At 59.0% G+C, this 23,643-nt stretch carries 17 protein-coding genes and 2 pseudogenes; 9 read left to right on the top strand and 10 right to left on the bottom strand.

Annotation, left to right across the window (positions count from 1 at the left end; genetic code table 11):
- Positions 1-6: 6 nt before the first annotated feature.
- From ctlX to MESAU_RS27610, 10 genes are all read right to left on the bottom strand, one after another.
- Complete coding sequence (gene ctlX, locus MESAU_RS27655) at positions 7-993, bottom strand: citrulline utilization hydrolase CtlX (protein ID WP_013533364.1); 987 nt, start codon at positions 991-993, stop codon at positions 7-9.
- The gene (locus MESAU_RS27650; protein ID WP_013533363.1) at positions 990-2,063 is read right to left on the bottom strand and encodes an ornithine cyclodeaminase; all 1,074 of its coding nucleotides are present in this window, start codon (positions 2,061-2,063) and stop codon (positions 990-992) included. Before MESAU_RS27650 ends, ctlX begins: the two co-directional genes overlap by 4 nt.
- Before the next feature lie 3 nt (positions 2,064-2,066).
- Entirely contained in the window at positions 2,067-2,987 is a 921-nt protein-coding gene (rocF, locus tag MESAU_RS27645) for an arginase (protein ID WP_013533362.1), read from the bottom strand.
- 44 nt (positions 2,988-3,031) lie between these two features.
- Positions 3,032-3,838 (bottom strand): ABC transporter permease, encoded by an 807-nt coding sequence (locus MESAU_RS27640; protein WP_013533361.1) that lies wholly within the window; start codon positions 3,836-3,838, stop codon positions 3,032-3,034.
- The gene (locus MESAU_RS27635) at positions 3,838-4,551 is read right to left on the bottom strand and encodes an ABC transporter permease (RefSeq protein ID WP_172832174.1); all 714 of its coding nucleotides are present in this window, start codon (positions 4,549-4,551) and stop codon (positions 3,838-3,840) included. Before MESAU_RS27635 ends, MESAU_RS27640 begins: the two co-directional genes overlap by 1 nt.
- Positions 4,552-4,722: 171 nt before the next feature.
- Positions 4,723-5,505, bottom strand: a complete 783-nt coding sequence (locus MESAU_RS27630) for a transporter substrate-binding domain-containing protein (RefSeq protein WP_013533359.1) — start codon at positions 5,503-5,505, stop codon at positions 4,723-4,725.
- A 44-nt stretch (positions 5,506-5,549) separates the two neighbouring features.
- Positions 5,550-6,362 (bottom strand): ABC transporter ATP-binding protein, encoded by an 813-nt coding sequence (locus tag MESAU_RS27625; protein ID WP_013533358.1) that lies wholly within the window; start codon positions 6,360-6,362, stop codon positions 5,550-5,552.
- Positions 6,363-6,462: 100 nt separating this feature from the next.
- On the bottom strand, positions 6,463-7,653 hold the full coding sequence (gene alr / locus MESAU_RS27620; RefSeq protein WP_245262914.1) for an alanine racemase: 1,191 nt from the start codon (positions 7,651-7,653) through the stop codon (positions 6,463-6,465).
- Positions 7,654-8,432: 779 nt separating this feature from the next.
- Positions 8,433-9,878, bottom strand: a complete 1,446-nt coding sequence (locus MESAU_RS27615) for a M20 family metallopeptidase (RefSeq protein WP_013533356.1) — start codon at positions 9,876-9,878, stop codon at positions 8,433-8,435.
- Positions 9,879-10,010: 132 nt separating this feature from the next.
- Positions 10,011-11,282 (bottom strand): CapA family protein, encoded by a 1,272-nt coding sequence (locus tag MESAU_RS27610; protein ID WP_013533354.1) that lies wholly within the window; start codon positions 11,280-11,282, stop codon positions 10,011-10,013.
- Positions 11,283-11,772: 490 nt separating this feature from the next.
- Here MESAU_RS27610 and MESAU_RS27605 point away from each other — a divergent pair, with 490 nt between their 5' ends.
- From MESAU_RS27605 to MESAU_RS32425, 9 genes and pseudogenes are all read left to right on the top strand, one after another.
- Positions 11,773-12,738: a LysR family transcriptional regulator gene (locus MESAU_RS27605; RefSeq protein ID WP_013533353.1), complete on the top strand. Its 966-nt coding sequence runs from the start codon at positions 11,773-11,775 to the stop codon at positions 12,736-12,738.
- A 189-nt stretch (positions 12,739-12,927) separates the two neighbouring features.
- Positions 12,928-13,272, top strand: coding sequence for a hypothetical protein (locus tag MESAU_RS27600; protein WP_013533352.1), 345 nt, complete (start codon positions 12,928-12,930; stop codon positions 13,270-13,272).
- Position 13,273: 1 nt separating this feature from the next.
- Entirely contained in the window at positions 13,274-13,840 is a 567-nt protein-coding gene (locus tag MESAU_RS27595) for a type II toxin-antitoxin system VapC family toxin (RefSeq protein ID WP_013533351.1), read from the top strand.
- Between the two features lie 2,434 nt (positions 13,841-16,274).
- Positions 16,275-17,141, top strand: coding sequence for a hypothetical protein (locus MESAU_RS30585; RefSeq protein ID WP_013533350.1), 867 nt, complete (start codon positions 16,275-16,277; stop codon positions 17,139-17,141).
- 235 nt (positions 17,142-17,376) lie between these two features.
- Positions 17,377-19,122, top strand: coding sequence for a type IV secretion system ATPase VirD4 (gene virD4, locus MESAU_RS27585; RefSeq protein ID WP_013533349.1), 1,746 nt, complete (start codon positions 17,377-17,379; stop codon positions 19,120-19,122).
- Between the two features lie 99 nt (positions 19,123-19,221).
- On the top strand, positions 19,222-22,404 hold the full coding sequence (locus tag MESAU_RS27580; RefSeq protein WP_013533348.1) for a C48 family peptidase: 3,183 nt from the start codon (positions 19,222-19,224) through the stop codon (positions 22,402-22,404).
- A gap of 5 nt (positions 22,405-22,409) precedes the next feature.
- Entirely contained in the window at positions 22,410-22,784 is a 375-nt protein-coding gene (locus tag MESAU_RS29665) for a hypothetical protein (RefSeq protein ID WP_174299069.1), read from the top strand.
- A gap of 65 nt (positions 22,785-22,849) precedes the next feature.
- Positions 22,850-23,197 (top strand): annotated as a pseudogene (gene tnpB, locus MESAU_RS32430) (IS66 family insertion sequence element accessory protein TnpB).
- 55 nt (positions 23,198-23,252) lie between these two features.
- A pseudogene (locus MESAU_RS32425) lies at positions 23,253-23,588 on the top strand (transposase domain-containing protein); the annotation flags it as partial.
- Positions 23,589-23,643: the final 55 nt, after the last annotated feature.

The raw sequence follows: 23,643 nt of genomic DNA, 5'->3' as shown, positions 1-23,643 counted from the left end.
TATTTGTCAGTAGTGTTTCGCTGTGCGGCTTGCTTGGGCGGTGAATGGCGTCTGTGCGGGCTGCGCCCTGCGCCTCGACAGGTGAATCCCTGCAAGCATGCACCGGACCGATCCACCCGCGAGTTCGATTGTCGAGACATCGAACGGCAATAGTCGCGCGGACTGCTCGATTGCCGATATCTGCTCCGCCTGCAGCGCCGCGTGTGCTCGCCCGGAAATGGCAACAATGCGACCATCCGTGCCCTCCAGTTCAATGGCATTGCCGGCGAAGTCTTCGATCTGCTCGATCGAAAGCTCCACGATCTGACGACCGGTTTCCTCCAACCTCGCGACGACTTCCCGCCGCCGCCAGGGATCAGGGATCGACTGCGCCCCTAACAACGCGAAATCGGTGCCGACGCACATCAGGACATTGGTGTGATAGATTGCCTTGCCGCTGCGATCGACTGCGTCAAAGATCATTGGCTCGAAATTGAAGTGCGTGCAGAACCGTTCGAGCGCAACCTCGTTGGCCCTGTTGGAACGCACCACGTAGGCGACACGGGCAATGTGGTCGAGCACCATCGCACCGGTCCCTTCGAGGAAGACCCCGTCTTTCTCGAGGCCGGAATAATCGATGACATCCTGAACCCGGTACTCAGCCTTGAGCATCTCGATGATGTCGGTCCGGCGCTCTTGCCTTCGATTCTCCGAGTACATCGGATAGATCGCGACATGCCCGCCAGAATGGGTCGAAAACCAGTTGTTCGGAAAGACGGAGTCGGGTGTTGCGGCCGATTCATCCTCATAGAGGTGGACAGTGATCCCGGCCTCAGCGAGGCCATCGGCCATACGCGTGGCTTCTTGATATGCCAGAGCGACCAGATCATCCGGCTTCCGCTTTTCATCGCGCACCTGGAACGTATTGTCTGCCGCAGTGACCGGATTCGGCGTGAAGTGATGAGGACGGATCATCACGACGGCCCTCGGCGCCTGCATGGATACTTTGCTCATCCCAATGCACCGCTCAGCCGCACTGGAGCCGGTTGGGCGGCGCGCAGGATCATGCCGTACAAGTCGCGGGGTTCATCCGGGTCGGCGAGGAGATCGAGTTCTTCGTAGAGTCCGGTGTCCTTGAGGCGGTCGCGCACATAGCGCAGGGCCGAAAAATCCTCGATCGCGAAGCCCACGGAATCGAACAAAGTGATTTGGCGCTCGTCGCGGCGGCCGGGCGCGTTGCCGGCGATCACCTGCCAGAGCTCGACCACCAAGTGCTCGGGCGCGAGCTGTTGGATTTCGCCTTCGATGCGGGTCTGTGGGGCGTATTCCACGAAGATGTCGGAGCGCAGAAGAATGTCGCGGTGCAGCTCGGTCTTGCCTGGACAGTCGCCGCCGACCGCGTTGATGTGGACGCCGGGGCCAACCATGTTGTCGGTAAGGATGGTGGCACACTGCTTGTCGGCGGTGACGGTGGTAATGATATCGGCGCCTTCCACGGCCTCCTGCGAGGAGGCGCAGGCGGCGATGTCCAGGCCGATGCCGGCGAGGTTCTTCGCGCAGCGGCGCGTTGCGGCAGGATCGACGTCGTAGAGGCGCAGTCGATCGACGCCGACGATGGCCTTGAAGGCGATCGCCTGGAACTCGGACTGTGCGCCGTTGCCGATGATCGCCATGGTGCGAACGCCCTTCGGCGCGAGATGCTTCGCCGCGACCGCCGACATGGCCGCGGTGCGGAGCGCGGTGAGGATGGTCATCTCCGTGAGCAGCATTGGATAGCCGCTTCCGACATCTGCCAGAACGCCGAAGGCGGTGACGGTCTGGCGGCCGGAGCGCGTGTTCTTGGGATGGCCGTTGACATATTTGAAGCCGTAGGTTTCGCCGTCGCTCGTCGGCATCAGCTCGATGACGCCGTCCACGCTGTGGGACGCCACTCGCGGCGTCTTGTCGAACAGCTCCCAGCGGCCGAAGTCTTCCTCGATATAGCCGGCGAGGTCGGTCAGGAAGCGCTCCACGCCGATCGTCAGAACCAGCTTCATCATATTGTCCACGCTCACGAAGGGAACGATGTTTAGCTTCTCGGGCATGGTTCAGTGGTTCCTTGTCGGGCGGTCCATGATGCGGCGGCCCATTAGACTGGCGGTGAGGTCGACCATCAGGATCGCGGTGCGGCCGCGCTCGTCGAGGAAGGGGTTGAGCTCGACGAGATCGAGGCTGGTGACGAGGCCGGAATCGTGCAGCATCTCCATCACCAGATGCGCCTCGCGGAAGGTCGCCCCGCCCGGCACGGTCGTGCCCACGGCCGGGGCGATTGACGGGTCTAGGAAATCGACGTCCAGGCTGACATGAAGCATGCCGTCCTCAGCCAGGATGCGCTGGAGAAAAGCGCGTAGCAGAGGAGCGATCCCGTGCTCATCGATCATGCGCATGTCGTGGACTGTCACCCCGGCGAGTTTCAGCGCCTCACGCTCGGCCGGATCGACGCTGCGGACACCAAGCGTGCAGATGCGCGCCGGATCGACCGCAGCTGGCAGGTCTGGGAAATAGCCGTGAAAGCCTTTTTGCCCGCTGGCGTAGGCGAGCGGGACGCCGTGCAAGTTGCCGCTGACCGTAGTGTCGAGCGTGTGAAAGTCCGGGTGGGCATCCAGCCAAAGCACGAAGAGCGGCCGGCCCAACTCCTTGGCACGACGGGCAACTCCGGACAGCGTGCCGGCAGAGATACTGTGATCGCCGCCGAGAAAGATCGGCATTGCTTCCCGGCTCGCCGCATAGGCAGCTTCGGCGATCGCTCCGGTCCACGCCGAGACCTGCGGCAGCGCCTTCAGGCCGAGGTTCTCATGCGCCACGGGCGGAAGCGGTCCGGGCGCGACCGCCCCTGCGTCCTCCACTTCATGGCCGAGTTCCGTCAGCGCCTGCGCGAGTCCCGCGGCGCGCAAAGCGCTCGGTCCCATATCACAGCCCATGCGTCCGGCCCCGTCCTGGACCGGCGCGCCAACGATCCTACACAGCATGTCGCCGCTCCCTATTGCTGCTGGCAGCGCGCTGGTTCGGCGCGTCACCCCACTCGAACCGGGATGCGAGCCTCGATACGGCTGAAAATCCATACGAGCAATCCCGTGAGAACCATGTATGTCAATGCAAGCAGAAGCAATGGCTCGTATATCACCAATGTATCCTGGCGAACGCGAGCTGAAACTGCATAAAGGTCGACAACCGTGATAGTAGCGACGAGCGGTGTCGATTTGAGTTGCATTACTGTTTCACCAGCCAACGTGGGCAACGCCTTGTGGATTGCCTGCGGCAACCAGACCCTGCGAAAAAGCTTCCAGCGGTTCATACCGAAAGCGCGTCCCGCCTCGAGCTGGCCGCTCGGCACGCCGGCAAAAGCACCGCGCATAACCTCGCCTACATAGCCTGCGAAGGACAGCGTTAGAGCCAGTACAGCGTATGGCCACGCCTGGCGAACGAGAGGCCAGATATCGGATTCGCGAATCCATGGATATTGCGGGAAGAGCGAGCCAAGCCCGTAATAGAGCAGCCAAATTTGCAGAAGCAACGGTGTGCCTCGAATGACGGTGCAGAAAGCTTTCGCTGGAAGACTGAGCCAACTAGGGCCCACTACTTGAGCGAGCCCAAGTGGCAATGCCAGAACGAAGCCGAAGACGCAGGTCACGATGAGGATCCAGATCGAACGCCATAAACCAGCAATCGCAAGCATGTAGTAGTCGGCCAACCAGTCCCAACGCATGAAGACGGCTGCTGCGGTGATCAAGACAAGGCCGATTACGATCAATACGACGCGGTGTGGGTCCAACCGTGCGAATGGGCGGCAGTTTGCCGCAACAGTCGTGAAATAGGCCATCAGCGGCTCTCCGCTATCGGCTGCCGGCCGCGCCTTGCCCAATGCTCGACCCGTCCGATGAGGACGTTGGAGATCAAAGTGAGCAGTAGATAAAGCACGCCAGCGGCCATGAAGAAGGTGAAATAGGCTTTTGTGGTGCCCGCAGCCTGTCGTGTTTCCAGAGTCAGTTCATTGAAGCCCACAACGGCCAGAAGTGCTGTGCCTTTGAATGCAACCAGCCAGAGATTTGCGAGACCCGGGATCGCGAAGGGCAGCATCGCCGGCATAGTAATGCGTCGCATCAGCATCGTTGGGTTCATACCAAAGGCTCGTCCGGCCTCGATTTGGCCTTGCGGCACCGCGAGGATCGCGCCGCGCAGCACCTCCGTTGCGTACGCGCCCTGTACGAAGCCGAGCGCAACGATGCCTGCCATCGGCCCGCTGACGTCGATCCGTCCGTAACCGAGAGTATCGAGGAGGCGGTTGATCAGGTCCGGAACTGCGAAATAGATAAGCAGAATTAGCACAAGTTCCGGTACCGCGCGGATGAGGGTGGTGTAGACTTGAAGCAAGTCGCGGCGCACAGGTCCGCCGTAAAGCTTGCCAAAGGCACCGCCGATGCCAATAAGCAATCCCAAGGCGAATGCGCCGACACCGATCCCAATTGAATTAATGAATCCGCGAACCAGATTTCCACCCCAGCCAGGCGGCGTAGGTGCAAGCAACTCGAACATGCTGGTCTGCGCCAGCGACAAAAAGAATGAATCGGTCAAGAACGCCTCCACCTTGAGGATTGACCCTCGCCAAGAGCCTGCCGTTCACTGGTGCGTGACGAAGGAGGCCGCCTGCCTCCGACTCAACAGGAGAAGTATTGCGAGGGTCTACGTAATAGGAGAATTTCCTCTTCATTCGCCGTAAATGTCGAAGGAGAAGTACTTTTTCGTAATTTCGTTGTACTTCCCGTTCGCGCGAATCCCCTTGATTGCGGCGTTTATCTTTTCCTTGAGCATGGTGTCTCCCTTGCGCAGACCCGCGCCCGCGCCCGGCGCGAAAATCTCGGGGTCATTGGCAACCTTGCCCTTTATCTCGCAACAGGCCTTACCCTGGTCAGTCTTCATGAATTGATCAATGGTAAGCGGGCTAGCCAGAATGGCGTCGATCCTGCCGGCGACCAAGTCCTGGTTGGCCTCATCCTGTGTCTGGTACGTCTTCATCTCGGCCAAGCTGTCTTTGAAATGCTTGCTGGCGTAGACCTCGGCATTGGTGGAGACCTGAATACCGAGAATCCTGCCCTTGAGGCCCTCAGGGGTAGGATCAATTGTAACGCCCTTGGGACCGGCAATCGTGTACCCGTTATCGCTATAGTACTTGTCGGAGAAATCGATCGTCTTCTTGCGCTTCTCTGTGATTGACATCGAACTCATGATGACATCGATTTTCTTGGAAGTTAGGGAAGGAATGATCCCGTCCCAGGCGACCGGAGTGATGACACAATCGAGTTTTGCCTCGGCGCAGATCGCATCGATGATCTCAATCTCCCAGCCGACCCATTTTCCAGAGGCGTCCAGGGACGAGAATGGAGGGTAGGGCTCGGCCGCGATTCCGACCTTCACCTGTTCAGCTTGCGCCATCAAAGTAGATGCGCAGAAGATTGCCGCTGCGGCCGTCAGTTTCGAAAGTATTCTCATTGTTTTCCCCTATAAGTCAGATGGTTTACTCTGTTTTCCCGGCGCTAGCCCACTCTGCGGATGAATTGTTGAAGCCGCTCTGATTTCGGAGATCCGAAGATTGCGTCTGGTGACCCTTCTTCCTCGACGCGGCCCTCGTGGAGAAAAACCACGCGGGTCGCGACCTCGCGGGCAAATTTCATTTCATGCGTGACCAGGATCATGGTGCGACCTTCGCGGGCCAAATCGCCGATTACGCCCAGAACCTCACCGATGAGTTCGGGATCGAGTGATGAAGTCGGTTCGTCAAAGAGCATGACGCGTGGCTGGACCGCGAGAGCGCGTGCGATCGCGCCGCGCTGCTGCTGTCCGCCGGATAGAAATGCCGGGTATACGTGCCGTTTTTCCAGAAGCCCCACTCTTGCAAGCAGTTTCTCGGCTTCGATGATCGCCATTTCACGCTTGACGCCAAGCACATGGACCGGAACCTCGATCACATTTTCGATCAAGGTCATGTGGGTCCAGAGATTGAAGCTCTGAAAGACCATGCCGAGCCGGGAACGTACACGTTCAATCTGCTTTCGGTCCGCCGGGAGGGTGCTGCCATTTCCGTCAGGCTTGAGACGTATTTCCTCGCCGTTCACCCTGATAACGCCGCTGGTGGGGTTTTCCAGGCAGTTGATGCAGCGAAGTAAAGTGGATTTGCCGGAGCCGCTGCCCCCGATAATCGCCACCACATCGCCGTCGCGTGCAGATAGCGAGACCCCCTTCAACACATGAAGGGCGCCAAATTTCTTGTGCAAGTCCTGGACATGGATCGCCTCCGCGGCCGTGTCCGTCACCGCGTGGCGAGGAATTGCCATGATCGTGGCCGTCATTGCTGTGCGCCCGTATTGCCGAGCACAACATGAAAGGGCGAGAGCAACAGCACTGTTCTGGGCGCCTTCATTTCGTTTCCTCTATTTCTGCGCCAATGTCTCAGACATAGACGCGCGGGATGTGGTCGCGGAGCTGGGCATAGAGACCGATGAGGTCTGTGCCCCATTGAGCGGCGACTTCCTCGTGACTGATGGTCTGGTGCGCTTGCTGTCCGAGCAGGAGCACTTGGTCGCCAAATCTCGCATCAGGCACGTCCGTCAGATCAATGCGCAGGTGCTCGAGATGCGCGGGAGGGAGCAGGCGCGCGCGCTGCCCCCTCACCAGCGCCTCGGCCTGGGCTGGCACGTGACGCGGAAGGCCATCCCCCCATCCCATACCTAGGACGCCGATGGTCATTCCCGACCGAAAACCGGGTATGTCTGGTATAGGGCCGAGAGAAGCATCGATCCGCTTGACGGAAACGAGGCATGTCGAAATGGCCTTGAGCGCCGGCCGCAGAGTGACGGCCCGCATGGGTCGATCCGTCTCGGGAAGACCGATAAACAGGGCCCCGGGATCGACGGCATCGAGATCCATCGCGGGATGCCGAAGCACACCTGCAGTACTCGACATCATAATGATCGGGGGACGGGTGCCGGACGCCTCGGCATCCTGTAGAATCCGCTGCAGGCGGGAAAATTGCTCGCTAGCATCCGAAGTTACTGATGTGGGCAGCTCGCTGAGATGGGCGTAGAGCCCCTGTACTTCAACGTCGCTGCAGACGTGCGCGGCTGCGAGAAGCCGGCCTATCTCCTGCGGCGTGGCCCCAGCCCTGAAGAACCCGAGATCCGCCTTGACGAAAATACGGGTGACGCTCATGGCGGCGCGCCAGGACTCCAGCTCATCGAGGCTGGAAACGGTAACGGTGAGTCCGAGCGCTTCAATTGTTTTCGCCGATGTCGGTAGAGGACCGGGATAAAGCAAAACCGGGAGATCGATGCCCATTTCCCGGATGGCCATAGCATCGGGCAAGGTTGCGACAGCAAAGCCGTCAGCCCCCTCTGTTGCCAGTGTGCGGGCGACAGGTCCCGCTCCACAGCCATATGCATTGCGCTTTAAGCAGGCGAAAATCTTCACTGTCCGGGGAAGATGCCTACGCAGCTGACGGTAATTGTGCCTGATCGCGCCGAGGTCGATCTCGTACCAGGCCTCCCGGGACGCCGCCTTTTTGCTCTGCACCGGCGCAATAGACGTTAACGCGCACATAGGTTCTGACGTTTTTCCCAACCGCTTTTTATTGCTTGTTTGCATGCGAAACGATGGGAGGAATCGCCAAAACCGTCAATTTATTAAGTTTTTGTGACACCCTATTAATTTTACTGATATGGCCACACACACGAGGCAGGCAAATGGCTGGATGACGAACCGCGATGCAGGGCTGCTGCCTGGCAGGCCTGATCAGCAGCCTGCAAGCATCTTTGAGCGACGGCTTGCCGACATCTTGCTTGGTTCCTCATTATGGACGCGGCGCTTCGGACCCGCCTGGCCGGGTCATCCAGCCAGGCGGTGCTGTGGGCGATCAGAATGGACTGGGGCCTGCGCTAGGTGCTGGTGGTCGAGCTGGCTATGGGAGTGGCAGCACCATTACTGGCGAGCGTTCGCGACAGGGCTCAAGCAGCGCGGACTTGCCAATGTCGAGTTCGCGGTCTCCGACGGCCATCCGGCCGTCAGGGCAGGTTTAGGACGTGCGCCCCACGACTTAGCCTAGCGCTGTGATCGCCAAGCGGAGGACCAAAAACTCGAAGCTTGGCGCAGAGCTGGGGTGAGAAATTCATGAGAGGTGGCCGAGGCGAACCGCTGGCTCAATGCAGACCATTTGCGCGAGCGCAGAGAAGGAGGGTCTGGGGACATTCATCGCTGAACGCGCTGCGTTTTCCCTGCTCTGCTAACCCCCGGGGCGCGGCAGACAGTCGATGTCATTGCGACGCTATTCGCGGAACTTGATGAACGCAACTGTGATCGAGCGTTGTCCGCCATAAATATAGTGAAACTCTGCAAGCGAGGCCGCCGAGCGTAAGGACTTCTTGCACCTATGCAAAAGCCGCTGCCTTAGCGCGCAGGTTGTCGACCGTGATCTCGGGCGGAATTGGGCAAGTGTAGCGCCGCCCGCCAGTACGCTCCTTCAATTCCGCTTTCGCCCGGGCGATAAGATCGGGATTGCGCAGGCAATCTGCCGCGGTGGTCGCCATTGCTTTCGCCGCGAGCACCATTCCCTTATGGGCTGCAGGCAGATTCCCTTGCGTGACGAGCTGCCAAGTGTGGAACGGCGTACCTATAGCGAAGCAGGCAGTGCTGCACTGAACCGTGGGCACGATCCAGCTCACGTCGCCGACGTCAGTGCTGCCCATCATCATCCCTTCGCGCGCAGGCATGGGAAGTAGCCCGTCATGCAGCACCTGGCTCGCCAGCGAACGGTCGTAGAGCGCAACGCTCGCCACAATCTCCTCGTTCGTAAACGCGTTCTTCCGCAGTTGTTCGGCGAAGGCATAATCCGTATCGTCGAAGCCCGGGCCGCCCAGGCGACTCATGTTTTCGTACATAACCTCCTGCAGCACTTTGTTAGGCAGAACGTTCGAGTTTGCATCCATGATCTGCACCTCAACGGTGGTTTCCGTCATCAGCGCGGCGCCATCGGCGATCTTCTTGACGCGCTGGAAGAGGTGCTCCGCATCCGGCAAATGCGGCGAACGCACCAGGTAGAGTGATTCCGCAAAAGCCTGTACCACGTTTGGCGCATCGCCACCCGTATTCGTAATGGCATAGTGGACGCGCGCATCCGACGCCATGTGCTCGCGCATGTAATTTACGCCCACATTCATCAGCTCCACCGCGTCGAGCGCGCTGCGGCCAAGATGGGGAGAAACCGCCGCATGCGACGCCTGACCCGTGAAGCGGAAGCTAGCCTGAATGCACGCGAGAAACGAGGTGGACTGCACCTCGTTGACGACGTTTGGATGCCAGCAGAAGGCGGCATCGAGATCATCGAAGAGACCGGCCCGTGCCATGAAAGTCTTGCCCGATCCGCTCTCCTCCGCCGGGCAGCCGTAATAGCGCACCGTGCCCGCGATGGCGCCCGATGCAAGCGCATCCTTCAAGGCCACGGCTGCGAGCGCAGATCCGGAACCGAGAAGATTGTGCCCGCAACCATGCCCAGATGCGCCCTCCGCGGTAGGCATGCGCTCGGTTATGCCCGAAACTTGCCCGAGAGCCGGCAGCGCATCGAACTCCCCCAGAAAACCGACTGTTGGGCTACCGCTTCCATGTTCCGCCACGAAGGCAGTTGCCATGCCGCAGAGCTTTTTGGTGATGCGAAAGCCTTCGTGCTCCAGCAAGGCGATCTGCTCAGCGACCGCGCGATGCTCCTCGAAGGCGAGTTCCGGCATGGCCCAGATGCGGTCGCTGAGCGCACAGTAGTCGGCGCTCTTGGTGTCCACGCGCCGGGCGATTTCATAGACGCCCAGCCCATCGTTATGCATGTTCGGTTCTCCTCATTGTCCAAGTGCGCATTTGGATCCGTTCGGCTGTAAGGGGGCGCCCGGTCATCAGTGCATTGGCACTATACGACACGATCATCAGGATGCGGGCCAGGTTGACGTGCATGGACGACGTTACCTGCTGGCGGCGACCTCGACGCTGCGGGAATTAGCTTTTGGCAGAAGAACGCGAGCATCTTCCAGCACTATTTCGGTTCCATACTTTTGCGAGCGTCGAGATAGGTCTTCGAGCATTGAACCGGCCAGCTCTTTTGATGCGGGCACGGGCACAAGACGCTCATGATACCTGTTGCTGCTCAGCCGCTGCTCCCCTCCAATCACGATTGGAGCGAGGTAGATCGACTCCAAGTGGTTGTTGCCATCGAAGCTGCACGTCGCGACGATACTTTTCCAGATATCCGGTGAGCTCCATTCGTCCTCACCTTCGGGTAGATGAAACAGGAAATTTCCCAATCCGTAGAAGATCGGAGCCCCGCGGTAGATTTCGATCGGCTGCAGCACCGGTGCGCCGTGGCTGGCGAACGCATTCGCTCCCGCATCAATGCAGGATCGCGCGAAGAATTGAACCCATTCGGGAACCTCGCGCCAATCTGGTTCCCAATGATGATGATGAAGATAGGCGATGACAAAGGCACCGGCCAACGAGGCCTTCCGGATTGCGGCGAGCTGACCTCGTAAACTTTGCTCGTTGAAGATGATCCTTCGGCAGTTCTCGGAGGATCGGCGAAAAATGGTTCCGTAAAAGTCGATTTCATCGGACGATGTCAGTTCGCGAGGATCGTCCGGCTGCGTGTAGGTTCCGCGCTCCATAGAGTTGCTTAAAAACGTTTCCTGAATGGAACGCAGGTTCGCGAATTTCTCATCGTCAACCTCGAATACCCGCGAGACATCGAGTTTGTTCACCCCCGGTCGAGCGGGACGGGTACCTGCCGCATTTTCAGCGTACATTGTGGCTGGCCCTGGTCCGGCATCCATCGCGATGAGGGCGACCTTCCTCTTGCCGAGTTGCTTGATGCCGGCTTTGCTCGCGTCACTGGCGTCAACGCCAATTCCTGCACGCAGAAACTCACGCTCGTCTACTTCCTCAAGTGTCGAAAGCACTCCTGCGGGCCCAAGATCGAACGCATGATTATTGGAAAGAGCCAGTGCGCTAAAGCCAATATCCTTCAAATTATCTAACACGACAGGTGGAGAGCACTGGAAATAGGTGCCTTTCATCGGCCACCCACCATGCCGGCCGAGTATCGTGGTTTCTAAATTCGTGAATGAGGCATCGGCTTGCCGGATCAGTTCTTTGATCGTGGCGAAGCCGTCGTCCGATACATGCCGAATATCGTGGTAGATGAGGGACTGTCCGGTGAGGGCGAGGGTGAACGGCGAAGGCATGATTGAGTATCAACCCCTGTATAGGCAAATGTCATTAGCGGCCACTTTTTGTGGCAACCGATCGACTGCGGAGAAAGTGTTGGCTAGTTCCTTGATCCGGTAAGGATCGGCCGTACGGATTTACGACAAGCGCGGGTAGTTGGTTGCGGGTGCGCAACGTCCGAGCTGGGGTCGGTACAGTTCCTGCCAGAGGCACGGAAATACGAATGCCGCATATGTGCTTTTCTAACGTTATAGTGCGCAATTTTTAGAGCTGTGTCCCCTGTGTTCGATTGTGAACTATCCGCTCTGCCAGGGGATAGGTGTTGCTGCATGCGTCACGTCAGCGTTCTCTCTGATGCGTCTGATCCACTGGTTTTGTTACGCCAGACGATGGGGAGAATCGGGAAAACGGTCAATTTATTAAGTTTTTGTGACACCCTATTAATTTTACTGATATAGCGGCCAAACGGAGCCTCTGGCTCCGCGGCCACCAATTCGGACAAAGGCAATGGAAGAGATTTCCGGCCGAAACAGCAAGGCTGGGTTCAGGTCCGCTCAGATTTTTCGGGAGATCATGAGGACCGGTTCTACGAGGCGGGCCGCCCGAGAACTCGGGATTACCCAGTCGGCCGTAAGCCAGCATCTCAAGCTGTTTGAAGAAGCTGTTGGTGAGAAGCTTTTTGCGCGAGATCCCCGCGGCCTTGTTCCAACCACGCGAGCCATCGAAATTTACAACCGCATAGACAGATATTTTGAGACGCTAGGGCACATCGAGAGGGAAATCACCGACTCTTTCAGCGCCAAGAGAAACCTCCTGACGATTGCCGCACCGCATATATTCTCGTTGAGACTCATCCCCAAAATAATTCTTGCGCTAAATAGTCTAGATTCGACTCTAGAATTTCATTATAGGGCGCAGCGATACGACGAGATAGCACAAAGCGTTGTGACGGGAGCGGCCGATATCGGGATTTCCCGGCTGCCGTTAGATGAACGCTTCTTTGAGTGGAAGATAGTCGCCGAAAGCAAGAGTGTCTGCGTGTTGCAACCCGACCATCGCCTTGCTGAAAAGGACATCATAACTGTTGACGACCTCTCAGGGGAGCCCCTTATCGTTCTAGAGAGAGAATACACTTCTAACAAATTGGGTCTATTGACATACGGGCGGAGAGAACTTCCTTTATTGCCGAAGGTTCATTCGGACACAATAGGATTGGATGCTTCTTTTGTCGCATATGGTTTAGGCATTGCAATAGATAATGAATTTGTTGCACAGCAATATCAAATGTTTGATGTGAAAGTCGTGCCTTTTGAGCCGTCAGCGAGATACAATTACGTGGTATTTTGGCGCCGCGGCAGCGATAATATTTCGCAAACGTCGCCAATTGTGGATACTTTCGTGGAGGTGATCCACCGTGAACAATCGTTCGGGCGCGAAGGGCCCAAGGCGGCTTTCCACCCCCATAGCATCTAATGCCGGAAAAATTGTACCTGAGTTGCTTTCGGTCGATTGCAGCCGTGACATCCCTCCTTTTGGAGAGCTTCAGCACGCAACGTCCGGGTGCCAACAACCGCCCTTTGTCTTGGGGTATTTGAAAAATTCACCTTGCCTGCTATGTTGTCTAGAATCCATTTTTGTTAAACGGATCTGCGGGGAACCCCGATGACGAAGACAGCTGTACGGATGCGTCGCGGCCAAGGGCCAGTGGGCAAGCGGACGAGAACCCATCCCAAACTGGCTGAGAAATTGCAGATGCGTAGATTGGCCAGGATTAACGCCGTCCTGCAGAGGGCGGAAGAATCCGGCCTGCGCGCTGAGAAGGACGGCAGGATTGCGGGGCGGGTGAGTGCTGATCTAATCAAGAGGGCCAAGGCTCGAACCGGATTGACGTCTGATACCGAGCTCGTCGAATTTGCATTGGCCAATGTGGCTCTGGAAGACAACTTCGCCGAGACCTTCAGGAAAACACGGGGGACTGTGGATCCGACGCTGAAGCTCGGATTCTGAATTGGCCGATTTCGACTTTGGTGCGGCCTTAAGGTGGTCGCGATTTGATCCTCAAAAAACCTTGAGCCGCCGCCCCGACACGGAGCTGCCGATCATCGGCAACCTCGTCGGGGCGGGGCAAGAACTGCTGCTGGACACCTGCGTCTATATCGACGGTTTGCAAGGCCGGGCGCCTGACGCAGTTGCCGACCTCCTCGATGTCAGGCAGGTCAACCATAGCACCGTAGCGATCCAGGAGCTGGTGCACACTGTAGGCGTGCTTGATCCGAAACACTCGGGCACGAGTAAAGCTGTCAAGCAGATCGGGAGCATGATCAAGGACATGCCGTCCCATCGGGTTTTTGCACCAGATCCCGATGTCTTGGGCCGAGCCGCCCTTCTCTCAGGAATGCTGTGTCGCCTCCAGGGCTACAAGCACGATTCCAAGCTTCGGGCGCTTCAGGACTGCGTGCTGTTCCTGCATGCGCAGAAAATGGGATTTTCCGTTCTAACGGGCAACGTCAGTGATTTCGACTATTTGCTGCAGTTAATTCCGACGGGTCGGGTTTTGATGTATCGGCCAATCTGAGTATAGCCGCCTTCCGCGCTTCTGGGCGAAGGCGGCAATGACTTGGCCATCTTCCGCAGTCGCCTGACCCGGGACTCCTATTCGCCATGCAGGACGGCTCGAAGACCTGCGGAAGCCCTGGTCCGTTCCAAAAGCTCAATGCCAGACTTTCGTTATCGACAGGCAGGCCGCGCCATGATTTGGATGGGTCAAAGCGTCCAGATTGTCCATAGCCGATCTTAACTGTTCTTCCCAATCAATGTGACGAGAGACAATTCGGTCAGAAACTCCAATCCTCTCGCTGACAGGAGCTAGTGCCATCGAACTGGTCACACAACGCGGCCTTGGCCCGGTGATGAAAATCGCCGGGCGTGTTGCATAAGGCTGCAAGATTGGAGCGCATGACTTCTGCTTCGGATCCGCATGTCCTGATAGACGTGTGTTGTTCGGTCGAGCCGCGCCGGCTGGCTTGCTGTGGCGTCTCCCCCTTCACCACGCGGAATCGACATTGCGCGTTTTCCCCTCCTGCACCCGGCGCCTAATCAGGCGACTATTTTCACAGCCAGGATAGCCTCCCATCTGCAGAGCTCCCGCCAGGCCCGGCAGCGCTAGGCGCTTTCCGAAACGTCCAGTCACGTTTTCAACGCGCGTGTTGGAAACGGTGAATCGGCGACACATTTCCGCCACGGTTTAGCCGCGCCGAAGCCACAATTTCCCACGACATAGCCGGCGTTGCCCTAGACGGTTCGGTCCGGCACCGGCTCAACAAGCCCCCCCGCCCTAGGGTCAGTGCCGGATCGAACCACCCTCTTCTTGAGGGACACAGGTCCGAGCCTGAATGTGCTCAGCAGAAGTAAGCTGGTCCACTTCATGGCGAGGCGGTCTCCCAATCGCACAGGGCTGCAAACACCTGCACAGCAATAATGGTTTGCGGCGCGCGTCGGCTTGAGGCGACTTAGGCCAGCTCTACGATGCCTTAGTGTGAGCGACTCATTCAAAGTAGCAAAACTGACGCTAGTCACCAAGCAAGCTTGCATGCCGGTCGCCGCTGTCGATGCTGCCATAATATTTGGTGCCCTCAACCGTGCCTGATGATCCTACGATCTCGTAATGTTGCAGTGATCTGTTAGATCTCGTCACTGCGACTTGGCTGTGGCTGCAGATCCGCTCACTGTTGCCATAGGCTGCGGCCGAAATAACGTTGGAACCGCGTTCGCGACTTCCCCACGTGAAAACACGCTGACCGTCTATGTTGCTCTCTGCGTCGGGTCGCCCGCCCAGGATGTGAAATGCAGCTTTGCAGGATCGAAGGCGCGGGCCACGCAATGTATCCCTCTCATGTTCGTCCCTGCGATTGCTCTCCCTAAGTGTGCGTGCTCAGAGCGTAATAGCGCCCCGATCGCGACGGTAACCTGAAAACTCCTTGAGCCTTGATAAGGCGCTCAATTCGAGCTTGTGCCCAAGAACAGGCCTGGCGTCGGCCAGGATGGCTGCGTGCGCGAGTCATGCCATCGCGTCTGCGCTTCGGCGCCACTTGAACCCTCCTTTATCCCCTTGCATCCGATCGAGGTGCAGCTGAAGAAACTGACCGTCTTTGCGTAGTTGAAGTTTTCCTGAGCCCTGCACCGTCGTGGGGCGGGGAAGGAGAGGGGATGTTGCAGCCAAGCAAGTAATGTCGATGGCGCGCCTGCATCATGGCGTTGGAGCGGAAGGCTGCGTGGCCATTGCAGCCGGTCATGTTGCTGCGGAGCTGGCGCTGAATAGGCCGTCCGTTCCGGGGTGACTGCGCCAGGCGACCTCCCGTTGAGAAACCCCCGGGCACTAAGGCGTTGAACATGTCGCTGTCGCCCAGCTGACGGTTGGCTCGCCAGCGGCTGGGGCTAACGACCGGGCACTCATAGGCGACAGGCGGCCGGGCCGAGGACGGGGCGGCATTGCGCGATGCCGTGCTGCCCGCCAGCGCGATCTTTCCCGCCCGTCCTTTGCACCTCGCCTGTCACCGGCCCCGTGGCGAGATTACCATGAGTCTGCAGCAGGAAGTCCCTGGATGGTGGCAAGGCACGGTGGTGCTATTGGCGGCCGCGCAAATTGCCGGTCAGGTCGGACTGATTTCCCTGCCAGGCAGGCATGAGAGCTCGGCCGCGGCTGATCAGCCGGAGCGGGCGATGGTCGTCGTAGCAACCCTCGATCATCCCCCCCCTGCGCTCAAAGGAGAAGCTGCCGCGAGGATATCATCCCGGGCTCTTACAACGACCGGAAGGAGGAGGCGACAGAGCCGGGGCGTACCATTCATGCGCTTTGGCAGAAGTCACTCACAGCATTTGATGCCAGCCTCGTCATCTTGGCTGGGACGGGACCGGAACCTTCTGCCAGACTACAACTGTAACACCATATCGGTTCAGCAGGTCAGGCTTGGGTGATAACCTCATAGAATAACGACTTTGGAGACCGAGCAATGGATCGCGATAACAAACGGGCACGCGCAGCTGCAAGTTCATCCCAAGCCAGGGAACAAGCCAGGGAACCCTCTACCATCCTGTCCCTTACAGAGGGGCCATTAACGCAGGTGGCAGAACGGCTGGTAACCGCTAACCCGCGCGATACAGCGCGAAATCTTGCAGGCTTCAAAGGCCTCGGGAAGGAAGCGCGAACAGCCATTCGGGGCAGTCAACCCGGGCAAGAAACTGAACTCGCAAAATTTGAAAGGCGCGGCAATCAGCTCGGACGATCAGCCGTCGAGCTGACCTGGAAGCTGACATCCGAATTGGGGTACCAGCCGGACAACGTTGCATTGGAGCAAGTCAGAGCGGTCAGCAATATAGCCAATTACCTAACGCCACACATGCAAGATGCTGTTGTCAATCGCATTGGCAACATGGATCCGGCCTCGCAAGCTCTCGGAGCTCTTAACGTTGCGCCCAATTTCGGCAAGTTCAATAACGAAAACCAATCTCGCATTCTTGATCAAGCCGTTGAATTGATGTCTGATCCGAACGGCAACATCAGGATGGTGGCACAGAATGCTATTTTTCAGGCGTATCACCAGATGGATCCAAATCAACAGGCCCAAGCTCACGCAGTTCCCGGCCTGGAACCCATCTTGCGGCAAATGCCTCCGCCGCAGCATGCACAGGAACGGCATGCGGATCTGGACGCCCACATAGCAGGGCTTGAGGCTGCGGTTCATGCGACAGGCACGCAAATCTCCTATGAACAGCTGCAGCGGGGTGGTCTAATAGGGCAGGCCATAAACCGCAGCTACAGTCAGGCCCGAGCGGACCTGCAGGAGTCCACCAGAAACAGGGATCGCGGGGGTCGTTGAGGTCTCGGCAACGGTATAGACGCTTTGTCTCCCGAATTCCGTTCACGGCCTGGCTGTTTCCAAGTCGCTGGCCGTTGACGCACTAACTTGTGTAACTTTCAAAAAACCACGTCTGCCGGGTGGTGCGATGCAGCCATTGCGCCACCTGCCTCGGCATCGATCTGTCGAGCGGCGACATCGCGACGTCGGTTCGGTGTCTGAGGCCGCACCATGAGCTGCGGCAGGCAATGGAACAATGCCTTCAACCAAAACGACGACCCCCAACCTAGCCGTTAGCATCGCCTGCTCGCTCGCCGTGGGCTTCTGTGCGGCAAGTCTGTACGCAACCTTCCGCCACGGCGGTGGCGGCGAGGCCTTGATGGCGTTTGATGTCCGTGCCTTTTGGTTTGAGACGCCCTTCTATCTGGGTTTCGCAACCCCCGTCTTCTATCGGGGCGCGGCTATCGTGCTCTCGACATCCGTGGTCGTCTTGCTGATTCAGCAGGTCGTGTTGCGCCGCAAGCTCGAACACCACGGGACGGCTCGTTGGGCTCGAGTGGATGAAATGCGACGCACCGGATATCTGCGACGATACCGTGGCGTGAAAGGACCGGTATTTGGGAAGACGAGTGGCCCTTTCTGGCCTGGCTACTACCTGACCAATGGCGAGCAGCCTCACAGCCTCATCGTTGCACCGACCCGCGCTGGCAAGGGCGTCGGCGTAGTCATTCCAACGCTACTTACATTCAAAGGCTCAGTGATAGCTCTGGACGTCAAGGGGGAGCTCTTTGAGCTCACCTCGAGGGCGCGCAAAGCCGCAGGCGATGACGTGTTCAAATTCGCGCCGCTGGATTCGGAGCGGCGCACGAACTGCTACAATCCACTGTTGGACCTTATAGCGCTGCCTCCACAGCTCCAATTCACGGAAGCCCGCCGCTTGGCCGCAAACCTGATTACGGCCAAGGGGGAAGGCGCGGAAGGTTTCATCAGCGGCGCGCGAGATATCTTTGTCGCGGGGATCCTTGCCTGCATCGAGCGGGGTACGCCGACAATCGGCGCCGTCTATGATCTCTTCGCCCAGCCGGGGGAGAAGTTTAAGCTCTTCGCGCAACTCGCGATGGAGACCCGGAACAAAGAGGCTCAACGCATCTTCGACGACATGGCGGGGAACGACACAAAAATACTGACCTCCTACACGTCAGTGCTCGGCGATGGCGGGCTCAATCTCTGGGCGGATCCCGCTGTTAAGGCGGCCACAAGTCGCTCGGACTTTTCGGTGTATGATCTTCGCCGTCGCAGAACGTGCATCTATCTTTGCGTTGGTCCGAACGACCTTGAGGTGATCGCGCCTTTGATACGCTTGTTTTTTCAGCAGATCGTTTCAATTCTACAGCGGTCGCTGCCCCGCCCGGAGGAAAAGCACGAGGTTCTCTTCCTGCTCGATGAGTTCAAGCACTTGGGTAAGCTGGAGGCGATCGAGACCGCAATTACGACTATCGCGGGCTACAAGGGGCGTTTCATGCTCATCATCCAAAGCCTTTCGGCACTGACAGGGGCTTATGGAGAGGCTGGCAAGCAGAATTTTCTCAGCAATACCGGCCTGCAAGTGTTCATGGCAACGGCCGATGACGAGACCCCAAATTACATTTCCAAAGCCATCGGTGAATACACGTTTGAAGCCAAATCGATTTCCTACAGCCAGGCGCGAAGATTCGATTGGAACATTCAGAATTCGCATCAAGGTGCACCGCTGTTGCGTCCCGAACAGGTTCGGCTGCTCGACGACGACTACGAGATCGTTCTCATCAAAGGTCTGCCACCATTGCAATTGAGGAAGGTGCGATATTTTTCGGACCGCATTCTGAAACGCATCTTTGAAGGCCAGACAGGCGCCCTCCCGGAGCCGGCACCGTTGACGGAAGCAGAGGAGGAACTCTCCACAGACTTTCGACTCGATGAGCCGCCGCGTGGATTGGCGCAGGAATTTAACGATACCGTTTGATGTGAGGCTAGTGTGGACCCGCGAAAAAATCCATCCCGTGCAACAGCTTTGCCGCAGGACGCCGGCTTGGAAGGGCGGCAAGCGGGCGAGGCCCGGCGAGTGAGCGTGGAGCAGCAAGTGGCCGAGGCGTTCCGGCCGATGTTCGATGATCGAGCCGACGAGGCGCACAATGAAGGGGCCGTTCTGCGAGTGGAACAGGGGCTCCGCGACGTGCTTCACCAAGAGCAGAATGATCAAGCCGCTCAGCCAATCGTAGCTGCCAGCCAACAGCAGATCCGACCCTTGTCGGATGCGCTTGACCAGGGCAACCACCGGCCACAGTTGGTCATCGTCAATGGTGAACATTTCACAGCGCTGTGGCCAGCGGAGAGGCTGGCGGCCCTGAATGCGCGGCAAGCCGTCGCCCTTCACCAGCAGCCGAGCCAAATCGGCCATTCGGGCGGCCGCGTGCCGATGCAGCCCCTCATGCAGCGGTTGGCTGAATTGCCATTGGCAGGGCTACCAGTTCAAGGCGCAAGGGCCGAACACATCAGAAGGATGCATGTGCAGGCCGCGCCCTCCGCAAAATTTGAAGCGCCCTCCGCTGCTATCGGGAGCTCCATTACCGTCTCGTTCGCCCTCCCCAAAGGCGTCTCCCATGGAACTCAACGCGTCCCACAGGCGATGCTCTCTTCCTCGGACCGCGATGGCCGCTTGCCTGATGCGGGTCCGGCCCGGCAAGTGGGCATTGAGCAGCACGTGGCCGCGCCGCGCCGCTCCAATCCGGCTCCTGTCGCGCCTCGAGTACGTCGTGACCCCAGCTATCGCCATGTGTCCGACGAACACTGGAACGTTATTGATAAGGCGATCGCCCAGGCTGCGGATTCTCAGCAAGGCTATAGCAAGAGTAGGCTTCAAGCTTACACTTATTCGCTTCGCCGATTGGCGAATCATTTCGGCGAGCGCGGCCAAGCGAATGATCTAACAAATCACCAATCCCTGGTCGACCACCTCGATACTTTCTTTTCGGACTACCCTGATATGAAGCCGGCGTTGAACGTCCTGCGTGCGTATCATGAGCCGGACTATTCAGTTGCTGACCGGCCGGTGCCCGCAAAGGCAGACGCGCACCTCCTGGAACAAGCGGCCGGTGACAGCGGGTTGGCTTCAGGCACCCGTGTTATCTATAGTCGTAGTCTTCGCAAATTTTCTGCGGCGCTTGACAAACAGGGTCAGACGATCACTGGGCTGGATCACGATGAGCGGGCGAAAATCGCCGAGAGCTTGTACCCAGACGATCGCTATCTCAGCTACGCGCTAGAGCGGATTCGCAAAGCGGACTCATACGCGCTTGCCAAGGCGAACCTATCGCTGTTCGTTGATCGAGCCGACGTGGTGCCAACCAATACAGAGGCGCTTGTGCGAATCGAGCAGGGGTTGCTCGACGCGCTTCAGGAAGGGCAGAATGATCAAGCCGCCTCGTCTTTTTTCAACAATCAAAGCATGCCCGCTGGACGGGATAACCTCAACACAAGCATGTCGGACGCTTTCGCAAGCTCTGGATGGGCCGGAGTTCAGGCCGCCGCTCCGCCAGTCCTAGCTGCCAGCCAACAGCAGATACAGCCCTTGCCGGATGCGCTTGATCAGGGCGCCCACCGGGCACCCCGGGGGGTCGTCACCAACAATGAACATTCCACAGCGCTGTGGCCAGCGGAGAGGCTGACGGCCCTGAATACGCCGCAAGTCGTCGCCTTTCAGCAGCAGCCGAGCCAAATCGGCAATTCAGGCGGCCGCGTGCCAATGCAGCCCCCCATGCAGCAGTTCGGTGAATTGCCCTTGGCTGGGGTACCCGTTCCAGGCACAGGGGCCGAGCCCATCAGAAGGATGCAGCGGGCCGCGCCCTCCGCAAGGTCTGAGGCGCCCCCCGCGGCGATCGAGGACCTTATAGACCTTTCGTCCGCCGTCCCCAACGGCTTCTCCCATGGGACTCAACGCGTCCCAGAGGCGATGCTCCCTTTTCTCAATCACCATGGCCTCTTGCCGGATGCCGACAAGCCGGAATGGAACTTCGATATCAAAGGTCACGGCTACACCGCCCTGATGCCGGAGGGCGGCAACGCCGTTTGGCTCGTCCATCGCGGTGCGATCAGGGAAGCTGCAGCGGCAGCAGTACCGGCAAGGGCTCCAGAACCCGCCTTGCCAGCGACGCAGTCAGACACCTATCGCGGTGTTCCGTTGGTCGATCTGACCACCTCCTCCGAGGCTCACATCGCAGCCCTTCCGTCAGGCTCGTTCAACCTCCCCGAAGGGGCGGTGCTCGGCCCCGACCTGCTGGGTGACGCCCATATCAGCAGGGATTACCAGTTGCTGGCGCAGAGCCTGCAGATGCACCACCCAGCACTCGCCGCCCGAACGCGGCTAGTGGATTCCTTGGTCTCCCAGCAACTGCGCCGTCACGACCGGGACCCGAACCCTATAGTGCTGTCCATCTATCATCAAAACGACGTCGCAGCCGACTTCGTGTTCCTGCCTGTGAACAGTGGCGATCCCATCGCTACGGCGGAGAATGATGGACGCAACGAGCATTGGTCGCTGCTGCTCGTAGATCGCAGCGATCCGGATAAAGCGGTTGCCTATCACTACGACTCCATCCGTCGTGGCGATGGACTGCCATACAATGACGCGCCTGCACGAGAGCTCGCAGCCAGACTGGAAGTGACCACCGTGGTGACACCCGCCATGGCCCTGCAGAACAACGGTGTTGATTGCGGCGTGTTCGTGGTGGACGGCACGCGCTCGCTGGTTGAGAGATTGGCGAACCAAGACTTGCCAGACCCGCAGCGGCCGCTGCACCTCGAGGCCCTCGTCCCCGATCGGCAGGCGCTGCAAAACCGACTGTGGCAGGGGCGCTTGCCCCACGAGCTTGCAAGCCCCGCGGAAGCGTTTGGAGCAGCCGGGTCGCAGGTGCGACACGCGGTGTTGCAAGCGCAGCAAGCCCGACAAGTCGCGCCAGCCTCGTTTGAACGGCACGTGAGCAGGACTCGCCACGCCCAGGCCGAGCTGACGAGTGCACTTGAAAGGAGCAACCGCGTGAACAGCGGGGGCGTCATCATAAACAATGAACACTACACAGCGCTGTTGACACCGGCGAAGAGGCAGAGGACTGAAAATCCGCAAATCCTCAGCACGGGGCCGCAAGCGAGTGCAGCAAACACGTCGTCCATCAGGCAAGACCCCGATCAAGCCCGAGCGGACCTCATGACTTCCTACAGAAGCAGAGAGCGCTCCGACGCGGGGCGTTGAGCTCGATGGCCGCGATGAAGCAGAACAGCTCTTTTGGCGACCACGTCCCAACAGCTGGCTGCGCAGGCCGGCTCGAGGTTCTGGACGGTCCGACGGGACGGCGGGTTCGCTCGGAGGCCGACAGAGCCCGGATTGCCGCCGAGAGCCTGATGCCGGAGGTGCAGGTGGCGGCGGTCGCCCGCAAGCATGGCGCGACCCGCCGATTGGCGGCGTCGCCTTCGTCAGGGACAACTGGCACTGCAGAAAGCATGGCGCCGATGTTCGCGCCGCTGATGGTGGACGAATCGTCGGCGCCTCAGCGGACGATGAGGCCACCGAATCGGCGCAAGCGCGAGGGTGGAAATTGTGATCGACGACATGGTGATCCGAACGACGGTTGACCTCGAGCAGCTGTCGCAAGTGATCCGAGCGGTTCGGGCCTCGCGATGATTGCACGGGCGCCGAACTGAAGATCTACGTGGCGACCCGGCCGGTTGACTTCCGGCGCGCCATGGACGGATTGGCATTGGCTGTGCAGGAGATGCTAGGCCTCGACCCCTACTGCGGGGGCGGCCTTCGTCTTCCGGGCCAAAAGGGCTGACAGGATCAAGATTTTGGTCTGGGATCGCACCGGCCTTGTGCTCATTCACAAGCGGCTCGAGGCTCGAAGTTCGTCTGGCCGCAGGTTCGCGACGGGGTGATGCGCATGTCGCCGGCGATGTCCCCGGCATTGTTAGAAGGGCTGGACTGGAGACTGGTTCGGCCCCGAGCGGGCACGGCGTCCGCAATTGGCCGGATGAGTGTGGCACGGTGACTCAGCTGCGTTGTCTCCGTGGCGTTCTCGGAGATCACGTGGTTGATTTCAGTGCATGAATCTGACGGTTCTCCAGGAAGAGAACGAGCGTTTGAAGGCGCTCCTGGCCCAGACGCAAGCGACCCTGGCCGAGCACCAGGCTGCCTTGGCTGAATCCGAAGAGGCGCGGCGTCGCCTGGAGACCATCGTCGGTCAACTCAATCACGAGAAGTTCGGCGCCAGGTCCGAGAAGCTGCATCCCGATCAATACCACCTGCCGCTCGAAGACGTGGAGATCGCGCAGGGCGTGCTCGACGCCGCGCAGGAAAGGGCGCAGCGGGTCATCCAGGGTCGTTCGGACGGCGCGTCCGGTTCACGCCCGCGCAACCGTGGTCACTTGCCGGCTCATCTGCCGCGAGTGGAACGGATCATCGAGCCCACAGCACGCTGTGCCCCTGCGGCTGCGG

It is taken from the genome of Mesorhizobium australicum WSM2073 (assembly GCF_000230995.2).
In the GTDB taxonomy this organism is placed as follows: domain Bacteria; phylum Pseudomonadota; class Alphaproteobacteria; order Rhizobiales; family Rhizobiaceae; genus Mesorhizobium; species Mesorhizobium australicum.
Note: the sequence above shows the minus strand (reverse complement) of the source record. Positions and strands in the feature narration are given on the sequence as shown.